The following is a 23,738-nucleotide window of genomic DNA, read 5'->3' on the forward strand; positions in this document are numbered from 1 at the left end:
GGGGTGTAAGCCACCAGTGTAAAAGAATTTATTACTCTTACTCACCCTGCATTACCCGTCCCCAACATTATACACTATAAATGTTGAAAAACGTTAAAATAGTTAAAAAATGGTACAATATTCACAGGTTTCTGTAAGTTATGTACTATTTTATTAAAGCTGTTTTCGTACACATTGTTGCTTTTTCATCTTCATAGTTGATATAAAATGCGACGTAAGTGCCATGTTTTGTGCTTGAACAACCGTTCCGGAAATCCACTACGCTTTCCGCGGGCTCGCGATGAGCCTCCTCGCGAGCAAAAACCGCTCACTGCGGGGTCTCATCGTCTTCGCTTTCCCGCAGGAGTCTACGTGGATTTCCTTCACTAGGGTTGAGCTCCTCCTAAAATTCATAACATTCATCTCTTCACTCTTCAGTGATTGGAGCGGAGGGCAGTCGACTCCTGCGGGAGGATAGGCATAGGTGAGACCCCACAGTGCGACAGCACGAGGAGGCTCACCAGCCGCCCGCGGAAAGCGACTGCCCGCAGCGGAAATCACGTTGCTGTTACGTCGCAGTTTATATCAATAGCAACAGAAACTTTACTAAAACAGCCTTTCTTAAAAAGACTTAGAATGTGAAGTGTGAGTATCTCAAGCAAATATGCATAACAGCTTTTAATATAATGTAATCACCTCACTTCCGATAAATGAAACGAGCGCAATCCTTATTCAAGGAAAGCGCTCGTTTATGTAAGTAATGATATTAGACTTCTCTTATAAGGGAATGCCCTTCGTTTTGTTCCCTGTCTAACCACTGCCACTTTTCAACTAGCTCAATTTTGCCCTCAGTTGTTAACTTAGGTATGGACTTACACTTCCCACCCCGTATTTCGTGACTTGTATTTACGTGATTATATCGAAATTCAAGAGAATCATCATCATGAACAATACCTATTAATTTTCCTTTTACTATTTCTCCCCCTGAATAATCTGCATAGAGTATTTTTCCTTCCTGCTTATAATTAAAATAAGTTTTAGAAGAAACCTCGCCATTAGCTGTGTTTTCCACAGAGACAAACTTACGGTTATTATAATTAATCATAAGGTCTTTCTAATCCTCTATGTCCACGACAGTAAGCTCTCCTGTTTCAGGGGAAATGGCAAGTCCGTGAACCGGTGTGTTAGCAGGAAGAAACGGATGACGACGAATGATTCCAACACTATTACGTACATTTCCCTCAACATCATCAAAGCCCTGAAGCCACTTTTCCATATCCACACCTGCATATCGTAAAGCATCAAGGCTGGACGGATCCATTCCTGCTTGTAAAGCTTTTTCAATGACGGATTCAGATTTCAAACCAGTCATACCGCATCCGTAGTGTCCAACCACCACCACCTCTTCAGCTTTTAGTTCATAAAGAGCAACCATAATACTTGCCATCGTGCTTTCAAAAGGGTCGGAAATAATAGCACCAGCATTTTTTACGATTTTTGCATCACCGTTACCCAAATTCATAGCGCGCGGGAGCAATTCTAATAGACGCGTATCCATACACGTAAGGATAACTAACTTTTTATCCGGAAACTTTGTAGTCTCATATTTTTCATATTCCTTGTTCTGTACAAATTGTTTATTATATTCCAAAATAGAATCCATGACGGACATGTGATGCACTCCTTTTTTCTGACTATATTAATTTCTTCACCTTTTATAGTATCTAAAAAACAGGAATTAAACAATTATTCGTCATAAAATATTTTTCCTGGGTTTAAAATATTTTCTGGATCAAGAGTTTTCTTAATTGCTTGCATAACTGGTAAGGCAGTTCCATGTTCTAGCACTTGGTACTTCATTTTACCAATTCCGACACCATGCTCACCTGTGCAAGATCCACCTCTCTCAAGTGCATACTCCACAATATGTTTATTATAGTTCTCCGCATACTCCACTTCCCTCTGATTCTCGGTATCAATCATGAGGGTTGTATGATAATTCCCATCACCTACATGTCCGACGATTCCGCCATCAAGGTTATATTCTTTTAACACTTTTTTTGCGGATTTAATCGCTCCAGCAAGCTCTGACAGTGGTAAACAAACATCGGTTGTCATCAATTGCTTTCCGGGAAATCCATGTTTAAATGCGTATGCTGCATTATGACGGGCCCCCCATAATTTATTGCGTCCCTGTGTATCTTTTTCAAACTCAAATGCATGGTTATCTAGATCCGCAAGTATCTCTTTTGTAAACTCAATATCTTGTAATAAACCTGCTTCATTTCCCTGAAATTCGATAAATAATGTAGGCATTTCATCATAGTTTGTATCACTGAATTTATTTACTTGTTTTATGGAAAGCTCATCAATCAATTCTATTCTTGCTACCTGGATCCCAGCAGACAGAATATTGACTACCGCATTAATCGCGGAATCTATTGAGTGAAAAGTTGCTCTACTAGCTACGATCATCTCAGGAATTCCATATACTCGTAATGTTAATTCGGTAAAACACCCTAGTGTCCCTTCTGACCCTGCAAATAATCCATTTAGATTATAGCCTGATGAGGATTTGGCAGCTAAGTTCCCTGTATGCATAGTGGTTCCATTTGCCAGCACTACCTCAATATCCCTTATTTGATCACGCATTATTCCATATTTCACAGACGTTGTTCCACTTGCATTTGTCGCAGCCATACCACCTAAAGTGGCATCTGCACCTGGATCAACAGAGAAAAACAGTCCATGCTTTTTTAGCTCTTGATTTAACTTTGACCGCGTTACCCCTGGTTGTACCTTCACCAAAAAGTCATTGGGTAACACCTCAATAATGCTATCCATTAATGAAAAATCAAGCGAAATCCCACCGTTTAATGGAATAACATGGCCTTCTAAGCTTGAGCCTACTCCAAAAGGTGTGACCGGGATCTTATGTTTACTCGCTATTTTCATTACTTGGCTCACTTCTTCGGCGCTTTCAGGATATATCACCACGTTTGGAAGACTTGGTGTATGATAGGATTCATCCTTACTATGTTGCTCTAGAATAGTTATATTTGTTGAGACTCTTTCTTTAGGTATAAACGTTTCTAGTTCAGAAATGTAATTCATTTATCTCACCTTCCCCTTTCAATAAACCTATATATATAATTCGACATGACCCATGAAAATCCTGTTTCTATGTACTAGTCTATTAGACACAAGTAAAAACTACTATCTTATTTTAAGAAACCCCATTCATTATTAACCCTCCATTAAGTTTCTTCATACTTTTCTACCAGTTAATGTAGTAATTTCATCTTATATTTACACTCCTTTTACAAATTTTACAAAATTCGCAACGAATCTACTATTTTTTAAATCACCCTTTTACTCTACCATATAAGTGAAGATGCAATACAAACTCTAGGAGGATGAACATGAGAAAAAGAGCGTGGATTTTCGTTGCCTTATTTATGTTAATAGCTGCAAGCATCATTGGAATAAGTAGCACAAACTCAAGTGCTGATAGTGGAAAGAACAAGCAAAAAGGAAACAATGGGAAAGCAAAAAACGTTATTGTGATGATTGGTGATGGAATGGGTCCTGCTTATACTACAGCATATCGTTACATGAAGGATGATCCCAACACAACGCAAATGGAGAAAACAATCTTTGACAAACATTTTGTGGGTATGGCAAAAACTTATCCTGAAGATACCGAAGAAAATGTGACAGATTCAGCTGCAGCAGCAACCTCTATGGCAGCAGCTATTAAAACATATAATGGTGCGATTTCTGTCGATAATGATAAAGAACCAGTAGGAACAGTACTTGAAACTGCAAAAGAAAACGGAATGGCTACAGGACTTGTAGCAACATCACAAGTTAACCACGCAACTCCAGCCGCTTTTGGTGCACATGACGTTTCACGTAACAATTATAATGAAATTGCCGATGATTATTTTGATGATAAAATAAATGGCGAACATAAAGTAGATGTCATACTCGGTGGCGGTACGAACTATTTTGATCGGGAAGACAGGAATCTTATAAAAGAATTCAAGCAAGATGATTATAACTATGTAACCACAACAGAAGAAATGCTAGAAAACGAGAATGACCAATTACTCGGTTTGTTTGCACCAGTAGGATTACCAAAAGCAAAAGATCGCAAAGAGTCTATCCCTTCACTTGAGGAAATGACTACAGCAGCACTTAAACAATTGAAGCAAGATAAAGATGGTTTCTTCCTAATGGTAGAGGGTAGTCAAATTGATTGGGCGGGACATGCCAACGATTCAGTTAGTGCAATGAGTGAAATGGAAGACTTTGCAAGAGCATTTGAGGCAGTAGTTGAATTTGCTAAAGAAAATGGACACACACAGGTTGTATTAACAGCCGATCATTCTACTGGCGGATTTTCCATTGGCCGTGACGGAGATTACAATTTTTATCCTGAAGCAATCAAAGCAGCTAAACGCACACCAGAGTTTATGGCGAAGGAAATTATGGATGGCGAAACTGTTGAGGACGTTTTAGATGAATATGTAACGTTTGATTTCACTGAGGAAGAGCTCACGTCTATCAAAGAAGCCGCTAGTAAAGATGACTTTGATACATTATATAGCGTTATCTCCGAAGTGTTTAATAACCGTGCAGGCGTTGGATTCACAACGAGCGGACACACGGGTATCGATGTCCCGGTTTATGCCTACGGACCGAGGAGTGAAGTATTTTCGGGGCTGATTGAAAATACGGATATAGCTAAAGAGGTATTTGGGTTTTTGAAATAGTTAATTAGGATGAAGAAAAGCGAACAACGTCCATAATGGGCATAGTTCGCTTTTTAAGTTTGTAAAATGCCTTTATTTAGCAATTATATTACTTTTCCGCTATTGAGCAAGCACATCCTGAAACTCAGGGGTTTTTGCAATTTTACTTTTAGCATAGGAACACTCAGTAATAATTTTCTTTCCTTCTTCTCTCGCGTAGTTAACAACTTTTTCTACAAGTTCCCCAGCAACCCCTTGGCCACTAAGCTCGTTCGATACAATTGTATGTTCAATGATTAACTTATCATCATCTGCTGGAACAAAGATAATTTCTGCTAAAGGCTTTTCTTCGTTATCGCCAACAAAAAATTTATTGTCGCCTTTTTTAATATCCGTCATGGTAAAACCTCCCTTTTTTATTAACTAAACGGGCAATGTAACAATAATCATCATTAGAAAAAGTATCGTTACATAATTCACTGAACAGAGAAACATTACTTGGGCCCATTTTAAATCCTTTTTTGTAAAAAAGCCACCGATCCCCGCTGCTAACCAACAAATGTTAAGTACTGTAGCAATTACTATAAATGTTGTACCTAACTGCGCTAAGAAAAATGGCAGTGGCAGTAGGCAAGCGATATATACAACAATTTGCCGCTTGGTCATTTCAAATCCATATACAACTGGAAGCATCGCAACCTCAGCAGCTTTATATTCTTCATATTTTTTCATTGCGATAGCAAAGGTATGCGGCATTTGCCAAATAAACAAAAGCAGGAACAGTACAATTGGGACTATATGATAAGCCGGTTCTATTGCCGCCCATCCTATTAAAGGTGTGACAGCACCAGAAAGACTTCCAATTACTGTATTAAGTGTGTAACGTCGTTTTGACCACATGGTATACAAGACAACATACGTGAACCATCCCACAAATGCGTATAGGGTAGCTTCAATCGTTGTAAAAAATAAAAGAATGAAACCAAGTATACTCAATACGATTCCCAACTTTAGAACTAGGTTAAGCGGGATAGTTCCCGTTACAGTTGGACGATTTTTTGTCCGTGCCATTACTGCATCAATATCAGCATCATACCAATTATTTAGGATAAGTGCTCCAGCCATAACCATCGTGCTTCCAATAATGGTTAACAAAAATATACCCCAATAATCTGCAAAAAATGCATCGGTGAAATACAGCGCTAGCCAAAATCCAGTAAGGACAGGCAGTGCATTAGCTATCAATACAACTAATTTGAAAAGTGCTTTTAAATCAGAAGCTAAAGTAGGAACACTTTTGTCATTTGATGCAGTTGACTTTTCAATCTTCTGTGAAGTAGGCGTTTCCTCTATATTCATTTCATTTCCTCTTTCTATAGCTAACTAGCAATTTTAAGACTTTATATCAATGATACCATTTCTGTTCAGGATTTCACACCGAATACATTTAAGATGTAACAGGAAACCTTAACCAAGTTCTTCTTTTAAAACTAGTTGGACTTTAGGGAGTTCTACCTTGGTTAATTCCTAAATTCACCATTGATGAACCGTTCAATTTTGGGAAACCATACTGGATAAGGAGGCGATACATGTGGCTAGAAGAAATAAAATTTTAGTTCCGGAGGCTCGGGAAAATTTAGATCAATTAAAAGGACAGGTGATGAAAGCAAAAGGATACGATGTAAACATGACCGATCCTAATGCCGTAAAGTACGAAATTGCAAATGAACAAGGTATTCCATTACAAAAAGGGAACAATGGTCAACTCACTTCAGAACAAGCAGGTAAAATCGGAGGGCCAATTGGTGGCAATATGGTAAAAGAAATGGTCAAAATGGCTCAAGAACAAATGAAACAAAAATAGTTGTATCCGCTGGTTTGAATTTGAATAACCGGCGGAACGCTTTCACCATGTGCAGACTGCTTATGTGGCATCCATTCCCTACTTAGAATAAAACCTTTAGTTTCAGAAATACTATATATAATATTGGTAGAACCTAGGGAAAAAGTTCTCTTAACATTAAAGAGAATTTAGGAAGGAGAACGAAATGAAAAAGGTTACTTCAGTTTTTTGGATTACATTGGCTATTACATTGATCTTGTCCTTTTGGGGGGCAATTGCTCCAAAAGGATTTGAAAATATATCAGGTACTATTATGAGTTATATATCCGTCCACTTTAGCTGGTATTATCTACTAATCGTTTCTCTGTTTGTCATCTTTTGTTTATACTTAATCTTCAGCCCATATGGAAAAATCAGGCTCGGTAGGCAAAGAGACAGACCTGAATTCAGTTATCCTTCATGGTTTGCCATGCTTTTTAGTGCTGGCATGGGGATTGGGCTTGTGTTTTACGGTGTAGCTTCTCCTGTCTCCCACTATATTAATACTCCACCCACTGCTGACCCTGGTACAAGGGAAGCGCTTGAGGATTCGTTGCGGATTACATTCTTCCACTATGGGATTCATGCATGGTCGATATATGCAATAATTGCTTTAATTTTGGCTTACTTTACATTTCGTCACGGAAGTCCTGGATTAATCAGCGCTACTCTTGAACCTATTTTTGGACATAAAATGAAAGGTTCATGGGGGAAGTTTATCGATATAATTGCCGTTTTTGCGACCATTGTTGGTGTAGCAACTACTCTTGGATTTGGTGCAACACAGATAAATGGTGGTCTCACATACCTGTTCGGAATCGGTACCGAGTTTTGGGTTCAACTAGTTATTATTCTAATCGTAACGGTTTTGTTTATGATTTCTGCCTATTCTGGTCTTGGTAAAGGAATCAAATATTTAAGTAATGCTAATATGGCACTCGCTACAATCTTATTCCTTGCTACATTAATTCTAGGACCGACCCTGTACATTTTAAATTCATTTATAGATACACTAGGGGCATATATACAAAGACTTCCCGCTGAGAGTTTCCGTATATCGCCTAACAATGAGAAAGAGCAGCAGTGGGTTAGAGACTGGACCGTTTTCTTCTGGGCTTGGTGGATCGCATGGGCACCATTTGTTGGAATCTTTATTGCCCGTATATCAAAAGGGCGAACCATTCGAGAATTCTTATCCGGTGTCCTTATCGTTCCATCTGTAGTCAGCTTCTTGTGGTTTTCGGCATTCGGAATGTCAGGGATTGATGCACAGAATAACGGTGTAGATATTGCTGGACTTCCAGATGAACAAGCGCTTTTCGGTATGTTTGACTCTTTTCCGTTTAGTATGATCTTATCGATACTTGCGATCATGCTAATTGGAACATTCTTTATTACTTCAGCGGATTCAGCCACTTTTGTGCTGGGAATGCAAACGACAAATGGTTCTTTATCTCCCCCAACAACAGTTAAATTCGTATGGGGATTTGCTCAATCGGCCATAGCTGCGGTACTTTTATATACTGGTGGACTACAGGCTCTGCAAAATGCATTAATTTCAGCGGCACTTCCGTTCTCATTCATCATGCTGTTGATGGTTTTCTCTTTTTTCAAAGCATTAAGGAAAGAAAAGGGTGAAAAAAAAGTATAATTGTGTGATTTTAATACAAGAGCTGCATGTGCATTATTAGTCATGCAGCCTTTGTTTGATGCAGCTAAATTTGGTCTACTCGAATCTTGGGTTATTCAGAAGTATGAATACTAATAATCTTTTCTTGAGGCTCGGCAACCCACTATTCTTTTACACTGGCCAGCTCATAATTGTTAAACATATTGGGGGACTAATCTATGGAACTTCAGTTGATTGAGGTATACGCGCCTGAAAATTTTAACTATCAAAATGACTTATTACAAAATTTCTCATTTACCTCATATTGGATATCACATGAAAACAACGAAGTACACATCCGGATTCTCGTCGAAAAACAAGGTGCAGAGAAAATCTTAAATTATCTGGAAAAGGCAGCTTCAGATGAAAGCAGTCAATTCGATGCCATGCTTTATTCCGTTAAAGCATACATCCCTAGTAAATATCATGAAAAAAACACTCCTAATGATAATAAAGATCAATTTGAAAGAGCGAGCAGACTCGAATTATACTCTGTAGTTGAAACTTCAAGTAAAATTAACGGTAGTTTTTCGTGGTACACCCTGTTTGCTGCGCTAGTTGCCACTGTTGGCGTTATTCAAAACAGCCCCGCACTGGTCCTGGGAGCGAATATCATCGATCCATCAATTAGGCCAATAATGGGAGTTTCGTTTTCTTCCGTTCTTGGTGAAAAAAAGCTGATTCGTCAATCGATTACCACGGCTATGTACGGTCTTTTAATCCCAATTACAATTGCTGCATTATTTGGTTATTTATTTCCTTTACCTATTAATAGTAATGAGTTTCTAGCTCAAACTAAAGTTCAACTCTTAGATATTGTTGTCGCAGTTTCCGCTGGTGCTGCGGGTGCTATTTCTTTTGTAAAGCGATCACATGGACAATTAGTGGGGGTAATGATTTCTTTAGCGGTATTACCCCCGGCTATTGTTTTGGGAATGATGGTTGGTGCTGCTCAATGGGAGGATGCCATTCAACCATTGTTATTACTTCTAATTAATATTAATTCAATCCTTTTATCAGCTATATTAGTATTCTGGGTCAGTGGCATCAAACCAGTCAATTGGAAAGATATTCAGGAAGCTGGTACTTCACGTGTTAATTCATTACTTTTCACTGGCACAATTTTTCTTGCATTAATCATTACAGTTGTTCTTCTTAGATTTTAGCTATTTACAGGTTATACTCCTTTTTGCCGTCTAACTGCTATTTCCTCATTAACCATGGAATACATAGCCTCCACTCCTACACTTGACGCTTCGAAGCTATAAGCGTTTTCTTTACTGATTCCCACGTTACCCGCTTCTTTTGCAGCGTCAATATTTGCACCAATGAAAATAAATTCCCAACCATACTTCTCTTCCTGATGGTTGATCATTTCTTTTATTTTTTTATGAAAAAATTCACGGCTGGAGTTTTCCATTCCATCTGTAGTGATGACAAACAATACCTTACCTGGTCTTCTGTCCTCACAAGTCATTGAAAATCTATGCCCAACATCCAAAATCGTTTTCCCCACTGCATCCAGTAATGCCGTGCTTCCCCTTACAAAGTATTCTTCACCCGTCAATTTAACTTGGTTTGCATCAACACCATTCCATAATATTTCATACTGATCATCAAAGAGTGCTGCTGTGAGGATTGTTTCTCCTTCCAGTTCACATTGGTTCCTTACTAAAGAATTAAATCCACCAATGGTATCACTCTCAAGGCCAGACATAGACCCACTGCGATCAAGCAAGAAAATTATTTCCGTCAGATTCTTATTCATACAAATCATCCCCCTATGTTTTACATCATGGTATAATAATAGCTAAGTTTATCCATCATTTGGTCGCCAGCAAAGCGACATTTTTGGGAGGTGTGCGATATGCTTAATAATGATTTTTTTATGAAATTGCAGCAGTATGTAGAACGTCACCTGAATCAATTTATCACTTACAGCAAGCCGATTTTTACTGAAAGCGAGATCCTAAAGGAAGTCAGCGAAAATGAGCTAGGAAATTTTATAAAAAAGAATCGTAAACCATCATTTCAACAAGTATTGTTCAGCTTTATTGATAAAACCGGTGCCAGTGATCCGGAAATATATAATAAAGCGGGAATTGACCGTAAACATTTTTCAAAAATTCGATCCAATCCAGACTACCGACCAGGAAAAAATGCTATTATCGCACTTGCTTTAGCACTTAAGCTATCTAAAAAAGAAACCGACAAGCTCTTGAGCTCAGCTGGTTTCTCATTTTCCGACAGTAACACTTCAGATTTGGTTGTTCAGTTTTGTTTAGAGAAAAAAGTTTATAATATCCATGACGTTAATCAAGCGTTGGATTATTTTAGTTTGAAGCCGTTGATTGGGTAGTTAGGGCAAGATGAAATAGAAACTATTGGTAAGTGATTAATCATTTGGATCTTCATATTTTTCGTCTAACCCCTATATACGGTTGTTCAATAACTTTAGTGTCTTCATTTTTAGTATGAAAAATATATAATTCACGTGATTGATCATTATCATGTATTTCTTTATAAGCTTTCCAAGCGGAATTCCAATTATCAAAATCATCAATAACAGACATTGCATCAATAATTCTCTCATTATCTCTGGTTTTTGCATTTAGAGACTCTACCAAGTCACAGCGGTTTGGAAATTGTTGCCGAACCTCATTCCATTTCATTTTAAAATACCTCCGTTTCATCTCGATATCATGCTTTTATTATATCACCTATGACTCTGGTAATAAAAGGTGATAAATTTGCACCTAAACCTCTAACCCAGCAATCCCAAAGCCACCAGGTCCAGCATGAGTAGAAATCATAGCGCCAGCTTGCATCCATTTTACATTTTTAAAACCATTTTCCTTGGCGATTTCATCCATCCGCTGCATGATGCTTTCATCAAGTCCAATTGAGTATTGAAAGTAAAGTTGTTCTCTATCAATATCGAATTGATTTAAATAATCTCGCATAAGTTTTTCTGTGACTATACTCATTTTTCCACGATATTTCTTAGTTGAAACAAGCTTCCCTTCAATTAATTCAATGCGTGGCTTTATTTTTAACAGAATCCCTCCTAGATATGCCACATTACTTACACGTCCACCCGCTTTTAAAAACTCTAAGCTACCGGGAACGAAAGCCAATCTGGATTTAGGAATTATTGATTCTATTTTCTCTATTAAACTAGCGGGTTCGATCGTTGGTTCTTTCTCTAATAAGGTAACAGCATACATCACAATAGCGGTTAACCCACCTGTGACATTCAAAGCATCAATTAGAAAAAGATCTTCAAAGTCTTCCGCTGCAATTGTCGCATTGTGAAAGGAGGAAGATGCCTTTGATGTATAACCAATATGAATAATGATACAGTCAGGAAAGTCTGCTTTTATTCTCATAAAAAGGCTGTGATACTCATGGGAATTTGTAGACGTTGTAGAGGGTATCTTTTTTGTATGCTCATAATAGTCGTAAATATCCTTTACAGGTAACGAACCATCTAAATAATCCTGGCCATCCATGATTACGTGCATCGGAACCACCTGAACATCATGCTTGTCAGCTAAATCTTCTGGTAAATCCGCTCCACTCTCTGTCGATAAAATAATGCGTCTCATTATATATCCCCTTTCAAATCCATTCGAATGTGGTGGCTTGCTCATGTATATGGTCAATCATATTTTTTCCGTAACTTGTGAATTAATCTGCGAATACCATTTTCAAGTCAATAATTAAGCCTTCAAAAATAGATACTTTTATGTGGTCTTCATCTGAGAATAAATCAGGTCTACCATAGCTTTGATTTTTTTGAAGTGTAAAGACACTCACTATTTTCTCCTGTGGTTCGATAATCCAAAATTCCTTAACACCGGCCTGTTCATACTTATTAAACTTTTCAATCTTATCTTTTCTGGCTGTTGAGGGTGAAATAATTTCAATTACCATATCTGGGCTCCCTTTACACCCACGATCATCAAGCTTTGTTTTATCACAAACAATCGTAATATCTGGTTCAAATACGTTCTGTCTTTCTTCTTCATTCTCTATTTCTTGTTCAAAATTCAACACAACATGAAAAGGGGCCGGATATACCTTGCATTCTTTTCCAACCAAAAAATTTGCAATTTGACGATGTAACTCCGATAAAATCTCTTGATGCACTCTTGATGGAGCAGCCTGCAAATAGGGTGTTCCACCAATAATCTCTACCCTTACATCCTCAGACCAAGATAAATAATCTGCATACGTATAAATTCGACCTTCTTTTGGTAATGACATTTGAATCACCCCAGCAATAAAGTTATATACCAATATTATATCATTTTAGTCCATAAGTAGTACTTTGTATTAAACATTCCCCAGCTATTAAAAAATTATATATACTTTTCCACCGGTTCCTTCGATGAAACCTTCTTTATTTGCCATTTTCGTTCCTCCAACTCAACCTTCTCTATTTATTCTCATATTTTGCAGAAATAAATCCTAAGACAGAACCAAAAATAGCCCCACCGAGAACTTCTAACGGTTGGTGTCCCAATAGCTCCTTCAAATTCTTTTCCCTTTCTACAAATTCCAAGCTCGGGAAATCTTTAGATAGCATTACGAAATTATTTTCCAAATCGTTGACCAGCTTAGCAATTTCACCCGTATGGCGTCGTATTCCTTGCGCATCATACATGACAATCACGCCAAATATTGTTGCCAATGCGGTTTCTGTATGGCGCGATCCTTTATGTGCAGCTATGTAAGTTGATAATGCTGAAACACCTGCTGAATGTGAGCTAGGCATACCACCAGTTGTGGCTACTTGTTTTAGATCCCACTCTCCTGTCGTTCGCTTATGTGTGAATATCTTCAGACCCTGCGCAAGTCCAATCGCCGCTAGTGCTGTCAATACTCCTCTATTCATCTTTTGCATTGCATTCATCCTCCAATTTGAAAACTTCTTCTCTTATTTCAATACCCGAAATGGAAAGTTTTATTCGCCATTCGACTAGTTCGGTAATGAATAAGTACTAGTATGCCACAACTTTGAAAAAGATTGTAACTTACAGCAAAACGTTTTGATGAAAAAAACTAGATTAACAAGCAAAAATAGCATACCAGTGATTATGGTATGCTATTTTTGCTTATTATAATGATTAACGATCAATAACATCGATTTTAACATTTAAATTAGTACGCTAAAATGAAGTCTAATTTTTAAAAGTCGATGAAGATTAAATAAACTCAAAAAGCAGTCAAAACGTCCTTCATTTAATCAATGAAGATTAAAACCATCTAAAACCACTGTTGAAATATCCTTCATTAACCTTATGAAAATCAAAACTACCCAAAACCGCTGGCGAAATGTTCTTCATTAACCTCTATATTTTACAGCTAGTCCCTTCAGGAAATTTCTAGCGTACTTATCACCGCACTCCTGGTAATTCTTATGTCCTTCTTTTCTTAATAAGGCACTTAATTCTCCTTTTGTAACTGTGACTCCCGCTTCTTCAAATATTTCCAGCACATCTTCACTTTTTAATGCTAGCGCTATTTTCAATTTCTTAAGCATGATATTATTAATGTTATTTACACTCGCGTTAATCTTTGCAGGTTCAGTAGATTGCCCTGGTTTTGGCTCTTGATGTCCTCTTCTAAAAGTAATAAAACCATTTAAAAATGACTCCAGCATAGTATTTGTGCATTTTATATGCTCTTCATTTTCTAAATCACTGTCGTAATCAGCTTCCTCATCGTAACTGTCATTTGATTTTGTGAGTATCTTCAGCACTTCGTCTTTTGTTACTTTAATCCCACCAAGCTCAAATATCTTTACCATGTCTATATTTTTAATATCTAGCGCATACCTTAATCTGATTAATATATCGTTATTATCCATTTGCAATCCCCCTCTAACATACATATCTCACTAATCATTCATTATCCCCTTCCACTTTCTTAAATAAAGCTTCCGGAATCATTTCAAAGCCTTCGATCACCGTATTTTCTTCTACTTCCATCATTAAATAACTTTTTCCGTCGAAATGGACTTGACGTACAAATCTTAAGTCTTGTGGACTAATGGAGATATTCGCTATTTTCGTCTCTATTTTGATAGATTTTGACGTATATTTCGGTACTATGTTATTTGCTTTAAACTCATAACTTTCATCGTCAATCACCGTTTTAAAAGCGGACTCTACCTTTTCCGGATTAACATCTTCTATTCCACTGCTTCTTAAAACCTTTTCTACATCTTTATAGTCTAGCTTCGGTACATCTTCCTCTTCGTTCTCTTCCACGACACGATGAATCTCCTCGTATACATTGGAAAGTGTGGACGTATTAATTTTTTGATCACCAGCTACGTTTTTCACAATTTCCTCAAAAACTATTTTATCCTCTGCCGCAGTCATTATTTCTTCCGCATTTAATACTTCTTCTATAAAATGATAATTCAGTTCATTCTTTTTCCCTGCCGAATAAAGTACGTGGTTGACATCCGCAGCATTATCCGTGATGGAAGGGAATAGAAAACCTGATATTGGAGCTTTCAAGTTGATAATTGGGTCTACGACAATATTATACTTAAACTCTTTCTCAACATAGTCAAACAGTAATTCTTTTTTCGGGTCTAGCGTTTTATTCATACTACATAAAATAAAGGGATGGGAATAAACTGTATCACGATCACTTTCCTCCGACTCTTCGCTCTGTCGTTTCATCGATTTCATATATTCTCCCCGTATAAAGGTTACGACAATATCCATCTCGTATTGCTTATCTTTCAGCATTTTTGCTACGAGGTGAAGCATTTGCCCTTTCCATTCTTCTGTATCGTTACTTAATAAACCTTGGTGAAGAATGAGCTGACTGTTATTCTCCACATCACGTTGGAATTTTAATTCAAATAACTTCTCATCGAGCTGGCCAGATAATACTTTTTTAAAGTTATCCATAAATAACTCTTTCTGTTCCTCTTCCAGCATTTCAAATGGCATACTCTGGTGATGATAAATCTCACTCGATTCCTTCATGATGTACACATTAAAAATTTCATTTATTGTTAATAGATCGTTATTTATTTTGAATTGTTTACGTATATTTGCTATATCTTTTTTGTCCAATTTTGTTCCACTCCTAAGTTGTTGTCGGTGTGTATTTTCGTATAATCATATTTTATCATAGTTGGGTGTGTGGTTGGTGGGTGCCTAGTAACTTAAGACTGATAGGGGCTGAAACTTTAGATATGTTAGGACTTAGAGAAAGGGACCAAAAAAAATAATCAATGTTATAATGAAGATTGACACAAGACTAGAACAGATACAATGCCATTGTTTGTCTAAGCCTGAAGAACCTGCATGAATCTTTTCATGTAGGGTTTCTTGCTGTCTGTTGACTTTAAAATGCTTTTGCGTTAGTCTTTCAACGTCTGATATCGAACATTACATATGTATCATTTCACTATTTTTACTTTCTGGAGATAAAATATCTTGCAACCTACTATGAATATCTACTATTACGTAAAAAGGAGTATCATCACATGCAAACTAGAATAGAAAATGACAGCTTAGGAGCGAAAGAAGTCCCTGCAGACGCTTATTACGGAGTACAAACAGTGCGTGCCCAGGAAAATTTTCCGATTACTGGGATACCTGTGCATAAAGAGTTGGTCCTCGGCCTTGCAGAGGTAAAAAAGGCGGCAGCTTTAGCCAACATGCAAACTGATATGTTGGCTGAACCAATTGGCAAGGCTATTGTGAAAGCTGCGGATGAAGTCATCCAAGGGGAACATTTACAGAGCTTCGTCGTGGATTCTATTCAAGGTGGAGCTGGAACTTCCATTAATATGAATATGAATGAAGTCTTGGCCAATCGAGCTTTGGAATTGTTGGGAAGAGAGAAAGGTGATTACAATTACATTTCTCCCAATACCCATGTGAACATGTCCCAGTCTACTAATGACACGATTCCGACAGCTTTAAAAATTGCATCTTTTCGAATGGCAGAAGAATTAACACAAACCATGACCACATTAAAAAAAGAATTAACGAATAAAGAAAATGAATTCCAAAATGTACTGAAAATGGGTAGGACCCACCTTCAGGATGCAGTGCCCATTCGATTAGGACAAGAATTCGGAGCTTATTCCGAGATGGTTGGCAGAGACATTAAAAGAATCACAGAGGCAGCAAAAGAAATGCTAACCATTAATTTAGGTGCCACTGCGGTAGGAACAGGGCTCAACGCCAAACCTGAATATATTGAAAAGGTTACCGTACAGCTTTCCGCACAACTCGGAATGAAATTGGATATGGCCAAAAGCCTTGTCGACGGGACGCAGAATACGGATGCATATACGACTTTATCAGGGGCGTTAAAAGTGTCCACACTCAATTTATCGAAAATATGCAATGATATTAGATTGATGGCTTCTGGCCCAATGACTGGCCTACAGGAAATCAGCCTTCCAACTAGGCAGCCAGGTTCTTCTATTATGCCTGGTAAAGTGAACCCTGTAATGGTTGAGGTAGTCAATCAGGTTGCATTCCAAGTCGTAGGCAATGATCTGTCCATAAGTATGGCTTCTGAAGCGGGACAATTTGAGTTAAATGTGATGGAACCAGTCATAATCTTCAACTTGCTGCAGTCGTTAGAAATCATGAAAAATGGCTTGGATGTATTTACACGCTATGCTATTAGCGGAATAGAAGCCAATGTACAAAGATGCCGTGAATACGTAGAAGATAGTTATGGTATTATTACCGCTTTAAATCCTCACTTAGGATATGAAACGGCAGCTAAAGTCGTCAAACAAGCCAGAGAAACTGGACTTACCATCATAGAAATTTGTAAAGCACATGAGTTGTTGACAGAGAAAGAATTAAAGACAATTTTGGATCCTGCTGAAATGACCACCCCGGGTATCGCTGGTAGTCAATTCCTTTGATTTGTTGGGTGCGGGACACTAAGAGACGGTTCTTGTGTCCCGCTTAAATGAGTAGTTGTTTACCCTGAATTGAGACGCTTCTACTGTTTCTCCGTCTCATAAACATTCCTTTATCCAAAGTTATCGAGAAGCGCACGCACTTCATCCGTTGACTTTGCGTTCATCAACTGATTTCTTAATCCACTCGCCCCTGGAAAATCACGGACATATATCTTAAAAAAACGATGAAGAGGTTTGAATGGTCGTTGTTCAAATTCATTTGAATAGTGGTCATGAAGATCAAGCTGCAACCTTAAAAGATCCAGAAATTCCTGACTGCTATGCTCTTTCGCCTGCTTTTCAAAAGCGAATGGATTTTTAAAAATACCACGCCCAATCATAACCCCATCAACACCGTATTGACGAACGAGATCCAAGCCAGTTTGACGATCAGGAATATCCCCATTGATCGTCAAAAGTGTATCTGGTGCAACCTCGTCACGAAGTTTCTTAATCACTGGGATCAGTTCCCAATGAGCATCTACCTTGCTCATTTCCTTTTTTGTACGCAGATGAATGGAAAGATTAACAATGTCTTGTTTCAATATGTGTGTCAGCCAGTCGCGCCATTCGTCTATGTCAGTGTAACCAAGCCTTGTCTTCACACTTACCGGTAATCCCCCTGCTTTTGCTGCTTGTATGATATCTGCTGCAACTTCTGGCCGACGGATAAGACCGCATCCCTTCCCCTTCGATGCCACATTATGTACAGGACAGCCCATATTGATATCCACACCTTTGAACCCTAGTTCTGCCATACCAATACTCATTTCCCTAAAGTGCTCGGGCTTATCCCCCCATATATGGGCCACAATTGGTTGTTCATCTTCTGTAAAAGTCAAGCGTCCACGCACACTTTGTTTCCCCTCTGGATGACAATAACTTACTGTGTTTGTAAACTCTGTAAAAAATACATCAGGTCCAGCTGCCAAGCTTACCACATGGCGAAAAACAACATCCGTTACATCTTCCATTGGTGCTAGTATAAAAAACGGCCGTGGTAAATCACGCCAAAAATTATCTTTCATATTCAAATTCAAATCCTCTCATTATGGGACACCAATTAAAATTCTTGTCCCTTAGAAAACTCCCTCTGTATGATTGAGTTTTCTTTCAAATACTCTATTATTCGCAGGATTTCTAACCATCTTGAACTAGTAAAATCTTAACAGAACCAAATCGGCAACCCGTTTTAGGCAAAAAAAGGGGGGAGTGCTGTTGGAATAGACCATATTCCATCATTTTCCATATGAAGCACTTGCTCCAAATGCCCTTGGTGATTCACCCTCCCATGTCTCAACGGGTCATTTGCCCTTTCAATCCTTCGTTACACCTGTCCAAGAGTGGAGCCTGACTTTTGCTTGGCTATCGGGTCTGTGCCCTATTGTTTTCTAACATCAGTCCTCTTTGTGCTTGTTTATGAAATCCTACGAATAATTAAATATTCGATAATAATTCTTATCAAGTTAATAGGTAATTCGCTTTTTCTATTCTAGATTCTAGTTCTTCCTTCATGGGAAAACCTTGCCCAAGAGGCTTCATGTCAAGTCTTTCTGGTTATGCAATATAAATATCACGATTTTTTCTTTATGCAGCTCTTTCGACCTGCGGGAATACCAGTCGTGGGCTATAAAAGGTTTTATGTTTCATCATGCCCACCATCATGCGTGCCAATTTTCCACATAACTTCATAATCGAATTAATTTTTTTCATCCCTTTTTCCTTAACGTTTCTTCGGTGTAATTCCCGAAACTCTTTATTGTTCCTAACTAAACTCAGTACGGCCAGAAATAGCTGCTTCCTCAAACCTGACCTACCTCGTTTTGTGATAGTAATTTCGCCTTTATGCTTACCAGAACTGTTCTCTCCTAAATGGAGTCCCGCCAGGCGTAAAATTTGATTTCCATGCTGAAAATTGGGGATGTGCCCTATTTCAGCTACAAGGCTTGTGACTAGTAAAGGACTTAGTCCCTTTATATCTATTAATGGTTCATAAATCGATAAATCCGCTATTAAGCCTATTGCTTTTTCCTTTATTTCCTCAATCTGTTTTGTTAACTGTTCATATTGTTCTAGCAATAATTTCAGCATCCAAGTAGCCTTATCCATCCCATCTTCACTTGCAATACTACACTTCGCCTGTTTGATGAGTTCTTTCGCATGAGCTTTACTAATCCGTTTGACATCCTTTTTCCATGCTTTTAAAATATCCTCCTCACTCATTTCCCTGATTTCATTTGGGGACGGGAATCGTTTCAGCGTTGAGATTGACATTTTACCAGTCCAATCTTTGAACACCTTTGAATACTCGGGAAACCATTTATCCAACCAACGGTGGATTTGATTTTGAACACTTACGTGTTGTTTGGTGACGAACTCATGAAGAGACATTAATTCACGTAAATCTTTATATGGCCCTTGAGGTAAATGTAGTACTGAATAATATCCATTTTTAATCATATCCGCAATTACTAAAGCGTCCTTTACATCATGCTTGGTTGGTGAGTTATCACGATTTTCCTTGTTCTTTTTTACAAGATACGGATTCACCGTAACAACTTCTATACCTTTTTCCGTCAGCCAATACGCAAGGAGTAGCCAATAGTGGCCGGTTGGTTCCATACCAATGATCAATTGCGTTTTCTGGCTCTTTTTTTGTAGCGACTTAACCCAAAACATCAATCGTTCAAACCCAGCCATGTCATTTGAAAATTTAAGAGACTTTCCAAGTTCAATTCCACGAAAATTAACAGCTCTAGCGACGTGAATTTCTTTAGCGATATCAATTCCAACAATTAAATGATCAGGTGAAATATGTTCAATACGTTGATTTTGGATTTGTTTTTGTTTAAACTTCATAATATAGAGCTTCCTCCTATTGGTTGATTTTTTAAGGACTTTTGACCCATTGCTTATTTCAATCATATGAGGAAGTTCTTTTTTGTTCAAATCCTAAATTTAACACCCTACAGGATTGCTTGGCTTATCTCCAAGCACTCTAATCAAACTATAGTAAATTTTAATCATTATACACTTTAATATTAACAAATAAAAAGCGCAAAGAAAATCCCGGGTTCTTGTTGAAAAAACCCGAGAAAATATTGGATTTAGATTGGAAATCGCAAAATTTTTTTAACGAAATCGAAGTTGGGCTAGCAAATGTTTATTTTAACTACCAGAGTATTTTTAGTTAGACACTTCATACTCCAACATCGATACACACTCCACATGCCCTGTCCCCGGAAACATATCAACCGGCTGCACTTCCTTCGTCCTATATCCACCATCTTCCAAAATCCGCAAATCTCGTGCCAACGTAGAAGGATTACACGAAACATATACAATCCGCATCGGCTTCATTTCAATCATAGCCTGCAACAGCTCTTCATCACAGCCTTTTCGCGGTGGATCGACCACAATTACGTCTGGCTTCAATCCTTGTGCAGTCCACCAAGGCATTACCTTTTCTGCTTCTCCAACAATGAATTCTGCATTGGTAATTCCGTTCAGTTTAGCGTTTTTCTTTGCGTCATTAATGGCTTCTGGTACGACTTCCACTCCATAAACCTTCTTGGCTTTTTGGGCTAGGAATAGTGAGATGGTTCCGATGCCACAATATGCATCAATAACAACATCGTCACTGCCGATTTCAGCGTACTCTAATGCTTTTTCGTAAAGCACCTTCGTTTGTGATGGGTTGACCTGGTAAAATGATTTCGCTGAAATAGCAAAAGTAATATCCCCGATTTTATCGTGAATATATTCTTCGCCAAAGAGGACCTTTGTTTTTTCACCTAAAATAACGTTTGTACGTTTGTGGTTTACATTATGCATAATGGATTTTATGTTTGGATGGCTTTCCTTTAATTGCTTAACCAACTCGTCCTTATGTGGAAGCTTATCCGTTCTTGTTACGATAACGACCATGATGTCCTTCGTTTCTTCGCCTGTTCGAACCATAATATGACGCAAAACACCATTGTGCGCTTGCTCATTATATGCCTGGATGCCAAGCCGATTAGCAACATCCCTAACCGTTTTAACAACCTCATTTATGACTTCATTATGCGTCGTACATGTTTCGGTATTTTCAATAATATTGTGGCTCCGCTTTTGATAAAATCCGGTTATGAGTTCGCCGTTTTTCTCACCAACTGGGATTTGCACTTTGTTTCGATAGTGCAACGGGTTGTCCATGCCAATTATCGGATGTACTGGTACATGTTCAAGATGAGCAATTTTTTTCATTGCATTTTTCACTTGATTCATTTTCATCTCAAGCTGGAGACGATAGCTCATATGCTGGAGTCCGCATCCATTGCAATGTACATGACAAACAGGTTCAATTCGCTCTGGACTTGTTTTTAGGAACTCAAGTACTTTACCGAACCCAAAATTCTTATTTACTTTTATTACCTTAACTGTTGCTTCTTCCCCTGGTAATGCGTTTGGTACAAATAATGGATAACCATTAATTTTACCCACGCCGCTTCCCTCATGTGTTAAATCCTCGAATGTTAAGGTGATCGTTTCGTTTTTAGTTACTGGTGCTGTTTGTTTAGCCATGGATACCTTCCTTTACGTCCTTAGATAGTTGTCTTCTATTTTACCACAGATGTATTTTTCCATGAAAAAAGATTCCCCTCTTAAGTTAGAGAGTTTCAGTTTTCTATCTTTTATTTCAATGTTTCTAACTAAATAAAAGGAGTTTTGGATTTTAAGTCGAATATATATTAATATTATGAAGACTGCTTGGAGGTCATTTTCTTGTTACTTTACTTTTGATATATCACCTTTAGATTATTTAAAATAAATTAGGGGTTGATATATGATGATATACAAAGTCACGCTTGATGGTATTTCTTCTGATATGTTAAAGGGCTTTTTTGTAGGTTGGCCAAATCCGCCAACTCACTTAAAGCTGTTAAAGAAAAGCAGTAAATTGGTTAATGCGATTGATGATAAAACTAATCAAATAGTTAGATTTATTACAGCAGTAAGTGATGGGGTCCTATCCGCCTACATTCCATTCCTTGAGGTTCTACCGGAATATAAAAATAAGGGTATTGGTAAGGAATTAGTAAATCGGATGCTAAAAGAACTTGATGACATATATATGATCGATTTATGTTGTGATGACGACTTAGTTCCTTATTATGAAAAATTTGGAATGCTAAATTCAAATGGTATGCTTTCAAGAAACTACAAAATGCAATCTGGAAGTTAAAACAAATAAATATAATTAAAAACGCTTGATATGTCCAAGCATTTTTTTGCTGAATTACTTTGCTAATTTGGTATAAAAAATAACCGTGATTTGTGAATTGGTCTATTTTTTAGTTTTTCTACATCATTCAGGGCTATTTAAATCTTATTTTACCACAGTTATCTTCCCCATGAAAAAAGACTGCTAGTATTAGCAATCTTGTTTTTCAATAAATTTATCGGTTACTAGGAATTCAATATGTCTTGTTAGGTTGGTAAATTCTCCAGGCAATAAACCACCGAATTCTCCGTCAATATTTAGCTGCATTTTATCTTCTGGTGTTACTTTAATCTTTTTCGCTTGGGTATAGATTACGTTCTTATCATCCAAATGTGCTCCTCGTAGCGCGAGACTTGCGATCCGAATGAATTCAGCTAAATTAATTTTTTTCAGGATAATTAAATCAAAATAGCCATCGTCAAACTTTGCGTCTGGTGCAAGTTTTTCAAAGCCACCAACAGAGTTTGTGTTGGAAACTAAAAACAGCATGATATCCTCATCAAGAACTTGCTCATCATACTCAATTTTTACCCGAGTCGGTTTAAGCGATGGTAGCATTTCGATTCCCTTCATATAATATGCTAGCTGGCCAAGCATGGTCTTTAATCTACTTGGAACTTCATACGTAAGTTCAGTTAATTTCCCTCCACCAGCAATATTCATGAAGTAACGATCGTTGACTCGTCCAATATCGAGAAACATCGATTCACCTTCCAAGATAACGTCTACCGCCTTTTTTATATCGCGTGGAATACACAACGCGCGAGCAAAATCATTGGTTGTACCAACTGGTATAATACCGAGCTTTGGACGATATTCCTGTTCCGCTAGACCATTAATTACCTCGTTTATTGTTCCGTCTCCCCCAGCCGCAACGACTAGATCATAACGTCGTTCAACTGCAATTTTTGCGGCCTCTATAGCGTCCCCTTCACATGTTGTCGCGTGGGCTGACGTTTCATATCCTGCTATTTCAAACCGTTCTAGGACGGTTGGTAATTCTCTTTTAATTGCTTCCCTGCCGGATGTTGGATTATATATAATTCGGGCCCGTTTCATGACGTCCCCTCCTTTACAATTACACATACAAGTTTATTAATATAAATTTACATTACACATACAAACACTATCATAGTCCTTTTAAATCAATTTGAAAAGACTAATGTTGAATTTTTTTTGGATTGTGGAGTGGTATTAGTTGGGTTTGGATCAACTTTCCG

At 37.8% G+C, this 23,738-nt stretch carries 23 protein-coding genes; 7 read left to right on the forward strand and 16 right to left on the reverse strand.

Annotated features, from left to right (window positions below; all coding sequences use genetic code 11):
• Positions 1-745 precede the first annotated feature (745 nt).
• From CFK40_RS19100 to CFK40_RS19110, 3 genes are all read right to left on the reverse strand, one after another.
• A complete protein-coding gene (locus CFK40_RS19100; RefSeq protein ID WP_193433345.1) occupies positions 746-1,084 on the reverse strand; it encodes an avidin-fold protein in 339 nt (112 codons plus the stop codon).
• 9 nt (positions 1,085-1,093) lie between these two features.
• Positions 1,094-1,651, reverse strand: coding sequence for a beta-class carbonic anhydrase (locus CFK40_RS19105; RefSeq protein ID WP_089533965.1), 558 nt, complete (start codon positions 1,649-1,651; stop codon positions 1,094-1,096).
• Positions 1,652-1,725: 74 nt separating this feature from the next.
• Positions 1,726-3,093: an FAD-binding oxidoreductase gene (locus CFK40_RS19110; RefSeq protein ID WP_089533966.1), complete on the reverse strand. Its 1,368-nt coding sequence runs from the start codon at positions 3,091-3,093 to the stop codon at positions 1,726-1,728.
• 308 nt (positions 3,094-3,401) lie between these two features.
• Between CFK40_RS19110 and CFK40_RS19115 the strand changes: the two genes are divergently transcribed.
• A complete protein-coding gene (locus CFK40_RS19115; RefSeq protein WP_089533967.1) occupies positions 3,402-4,757 on the forward strand; it encodes an alkaline phosphatase in 1,356 nt (451 codons plus the stop codon).
• Between the two features lie 99 nt (positions 4,758-4,856).
• On the opposite strand, the gene CFK40_RS19120 is transcribed toward CFK40_RS19115, so the two are convergent.
• Positions 4,857-5,135, reverse strand: coding sequence for a GNAT family N-acetyltransferase (locus CFK40_RS19120; protein ID WP_089533968.1), 279 nt, complete (start codon positions 5,133-5,135; stop codon positions 4,857-4,859).
• 24 nt (positions 5,136-5,159) lie between these two features.
• Positions 5,160-6,095: a heme o synthase gene (gene cyoE, locus CFK40_RS19125; RefSeq protein WP_089533969.1), complete on the reverse strand. Its 936-nt coding sequence runs from the start codon at positions 6,093-6,095 to the stop codon at positions 5,160-5,162.
• Between the two features lie 232 nt (positions 6,096-6,327).
• Here cyoE and CFK40_RS19130 point away from each other — a divergent pair, with 232 nt between their 5' ends.
• From CFK40_RS19130 to CFK40_RS19140, 3 genes are all read left to right on the forward strand, one after another.
• The gene (locus CFK40_RS19130) at positions 6,328-6,600 is read left to right on the forward strand and encodes an alpha/beta-type small acid-soluble spore protein (RefSeq protein WP_089533970.1); all 273 of its coding nucleotides are present in this window, start codon (positions 6,328-6,330) and stop codon (positions 6,598-6,600) included.
• A gap of 184 nt (positions 6,601-6,784) precedes the next feature.
• A complete protein-coding gene (locus CFK40_RS19135; protein WP_089533971.1) occupies positions 6,785-8,269 on the forward strand; it encodes a glycine betaine uptake BCCT transporter in 1,485 nt (494 codons plus the stop codon).
• 197 nt (positions 8,270-8,466) lie between these two features.
• A complete protein-coding gene (locus CFK40_RS19140; protein ID WP_089533972.1) occupies positions 8,467-9,453 on the forward strand; it encodes a TIGR00341 family protein in 987 nt (328 codons plus the stop codon).
• An 11-nt stretch (positions 9,454-9,464) separates the two neighbouring features.
• Here CFK40_RS19140 and CFK40_RS19145 read toward each other — a convergent pair whose 3' ends face one another.
• A complete protein-coding gene (locus tag CFK40_RS19145; RefSeq protein WP_089533973.1) occupies positions 9,465-10,055 on the reverse strand; it encodes a vWA domain-containing protein in 591 nt (196 codons plus the stop codon).
• Positions 10,056-10,154: 99 nt separating this feature from the next.
• Between CFK40_RS19145 and CFK40_RS19150 the strand changes: the two genes are divergently transcribed.
• The gene (locus CFK40_RS19150; protein WP_089533974.1) at positions 10,155-10,646 is read left to right on the forward strand and encodes a hypothetical protein; all 492 of its coding nucleotides are present in this window, start codon (positions 10,155-10,157) and stop codon (positions 10,644-10,646) included.
• A gap of 52 nt (positions 10,647-10,698) precedes the next feature.
• On the opposite strand, the gene CFK40_RS19155 is transcribed toward CFK40_RS19150, so the two are convergent.
• The 6 genes from CFK40_RS19155 to CFK40_RS19180 form a co-directional block, all read right to left on the reverse strand.
• Positions 10,699-10,959: a hypothetical protein gene (locus tag CFK40_RS19155; protein ID WP_089533975.1), complete on the reverse strand. Its 261-nt coding sequence runs from the start codon at positions 10,957-10,959 to the stop codon at positions 10,699-10,701.
• A gap of 84 nt (positions 10,960-11,043) precedes the next feature.
• A complete protein-coding gene (locus tag CFK40_RS19160) occupies positions 11,044-11,895 on the reverse strand; it encodes a DegV family protein (protein WP_089533976.1) in 852 nt (283 codons plus the stop codon).
• Between the two features lie 82 nt (positions 11,896-11,977).
• Positions 11,978-12,556, reverse strand: a complete 579-nt coding sequence (locus CFK40_RS19165; protein WP_089533977.1) for a Uma2 family endonuclease — start codon at positions 12,554-12,556, stop codon at positions 11,978-11,980.
• 172 nt (positions 12,557-12,728) lie between these two features.
• A complete protein-coding gene (locus CFK40_RS19170) occupies positions 12,729-13,196 on the reverse strand; it encodes a divergent PAP2 family protein (RefSeq protein WP_089533978.1) in 468 nt (155 codons plus the stop codon).
• Between the two features lie 441 nt (positions 13,197-13,637).
• Positions 13,638-14,168: a YehS family protein gene (locus CFK40_RS19175; RefSeq protein ID WP_089534455.1), complete on the reverse strand. Its 531-nt coding sequence runs from the start codon at positions 14,166-14,168 to the stop codon at positions 13,638-13,640.
• Between the two features lie 28 nt (positions 14,169-14,196).
• Positions 14,197-15,390: a DUF4317 domain-containing protein gene (locus CFK40_RS19180; RefSeq protein ID WP_089533979.1), complete on the reverse strand. Its 1,194-nt coding sequence runs from the start codon at positions 15,388-15,390 to the stop codon at positions 14,197-14,199.
• Between the two features lie 416 nt (positions 15,391-15,806).
• On the opposite strand from CFK40_RS19180, the gene CFK40_RS19185 reads away from it, so the two are divergent.
• Positions 15,807-17,213: an aspartate ammonia-lyase gene (locus tag CFK40_RS19185; RefSeq protein ID WP_089533980.1), complete on the forward strand. Its 1,407-nt coding sequence runs from the start codon at positions 15,807-15,809 to the stop codon at positions 17,211-17,213.
• A 110-nt stretch (positions 17,214-17,323) separates the two neighbouring features.
• Here CFK40_RS19185 and CFK40_RS19190 read toward each other — a convergent pair whose 3' ends face one another.
• From CFK40_RS19190 to rlmD, 3 genes are all read right to left on the reverse strand, one after another.
• Entirely contained in the window at positions 17,324-18,280 is a 957-nt protein-coding gene (locus tag CFK40_RS19190; RefSeq protein WP_193433380.1) for a tRNA dihydrouridine synthase, read from the reverse strand.
• A gap of 559 nt (positions 18,281-18,839) precedes the next feature.
• Positions 18,840-20,111, reverse strand: coding sequence for an IS110 family RNA-guided transposase (locus tag CFK40_RS19195; protein WP_089532304.1), 1,272 nt, complete (start codon positions 20,109-20,111; stop codon positions 18,840-18,842).
• A gap of 327 nt (positions 20,112-20,438) precedes the next feature.
• Complete coding sequence (gene rlmD / locus CFK40_RS19200; protein ID WP_089533982.1) at positions 20,439-21,818, reverse strand: 23S rRNA (uracil(1939)-C(5))-methyltransferase RlmD; 1,380 nt, start codon at positions 21,816-21,818, stop codon at positions 20,439-20,441.
• Positions 21,819-22,083: 265 nt separating this feature from the next.
• Here rlmD and CFK40_RS19205 point away from each other — a divergent pair, with 265 nt between their 5' ends.
• On the forward strand, positions 22,084-22,479 hold the full coding sequence (locus tag CFK40_RS19205) for a GNAT family N-acetyltransferase (RefSeq protein ID WP_089534456.1): 396 nt from the start codon (positions 22,084-22,086) through the stop codon (positions 22,477-22,479).
• 189 nt (positions 22,480-22,668) lie between these two features.
• On the opposite strand, the gene CFK40_RS19210 is transcribed toward CFK40_RS19205, so the two are convergent.
• Entirely contained in the window at positions 22,669-23,577 is a 909-nt protein-coding gene (locus CFK40_RS19210) for a diacylglycerol kinase (RefSeq protein WP_089533983.1), read from the reverse strand.
• Positions 23,578-23,738 lie beyond the last annotated feature (161 nt).

Origin of the sequence: Virgibacillus necropolis (assembly GCF_002224365.1) — a bacterium.
GTDB lineage: Bacteria > Bacillota > Bacilli > Bacillales > Amphibacillaceae > Virgibacillus_F > Virgibacillus_F necropolis.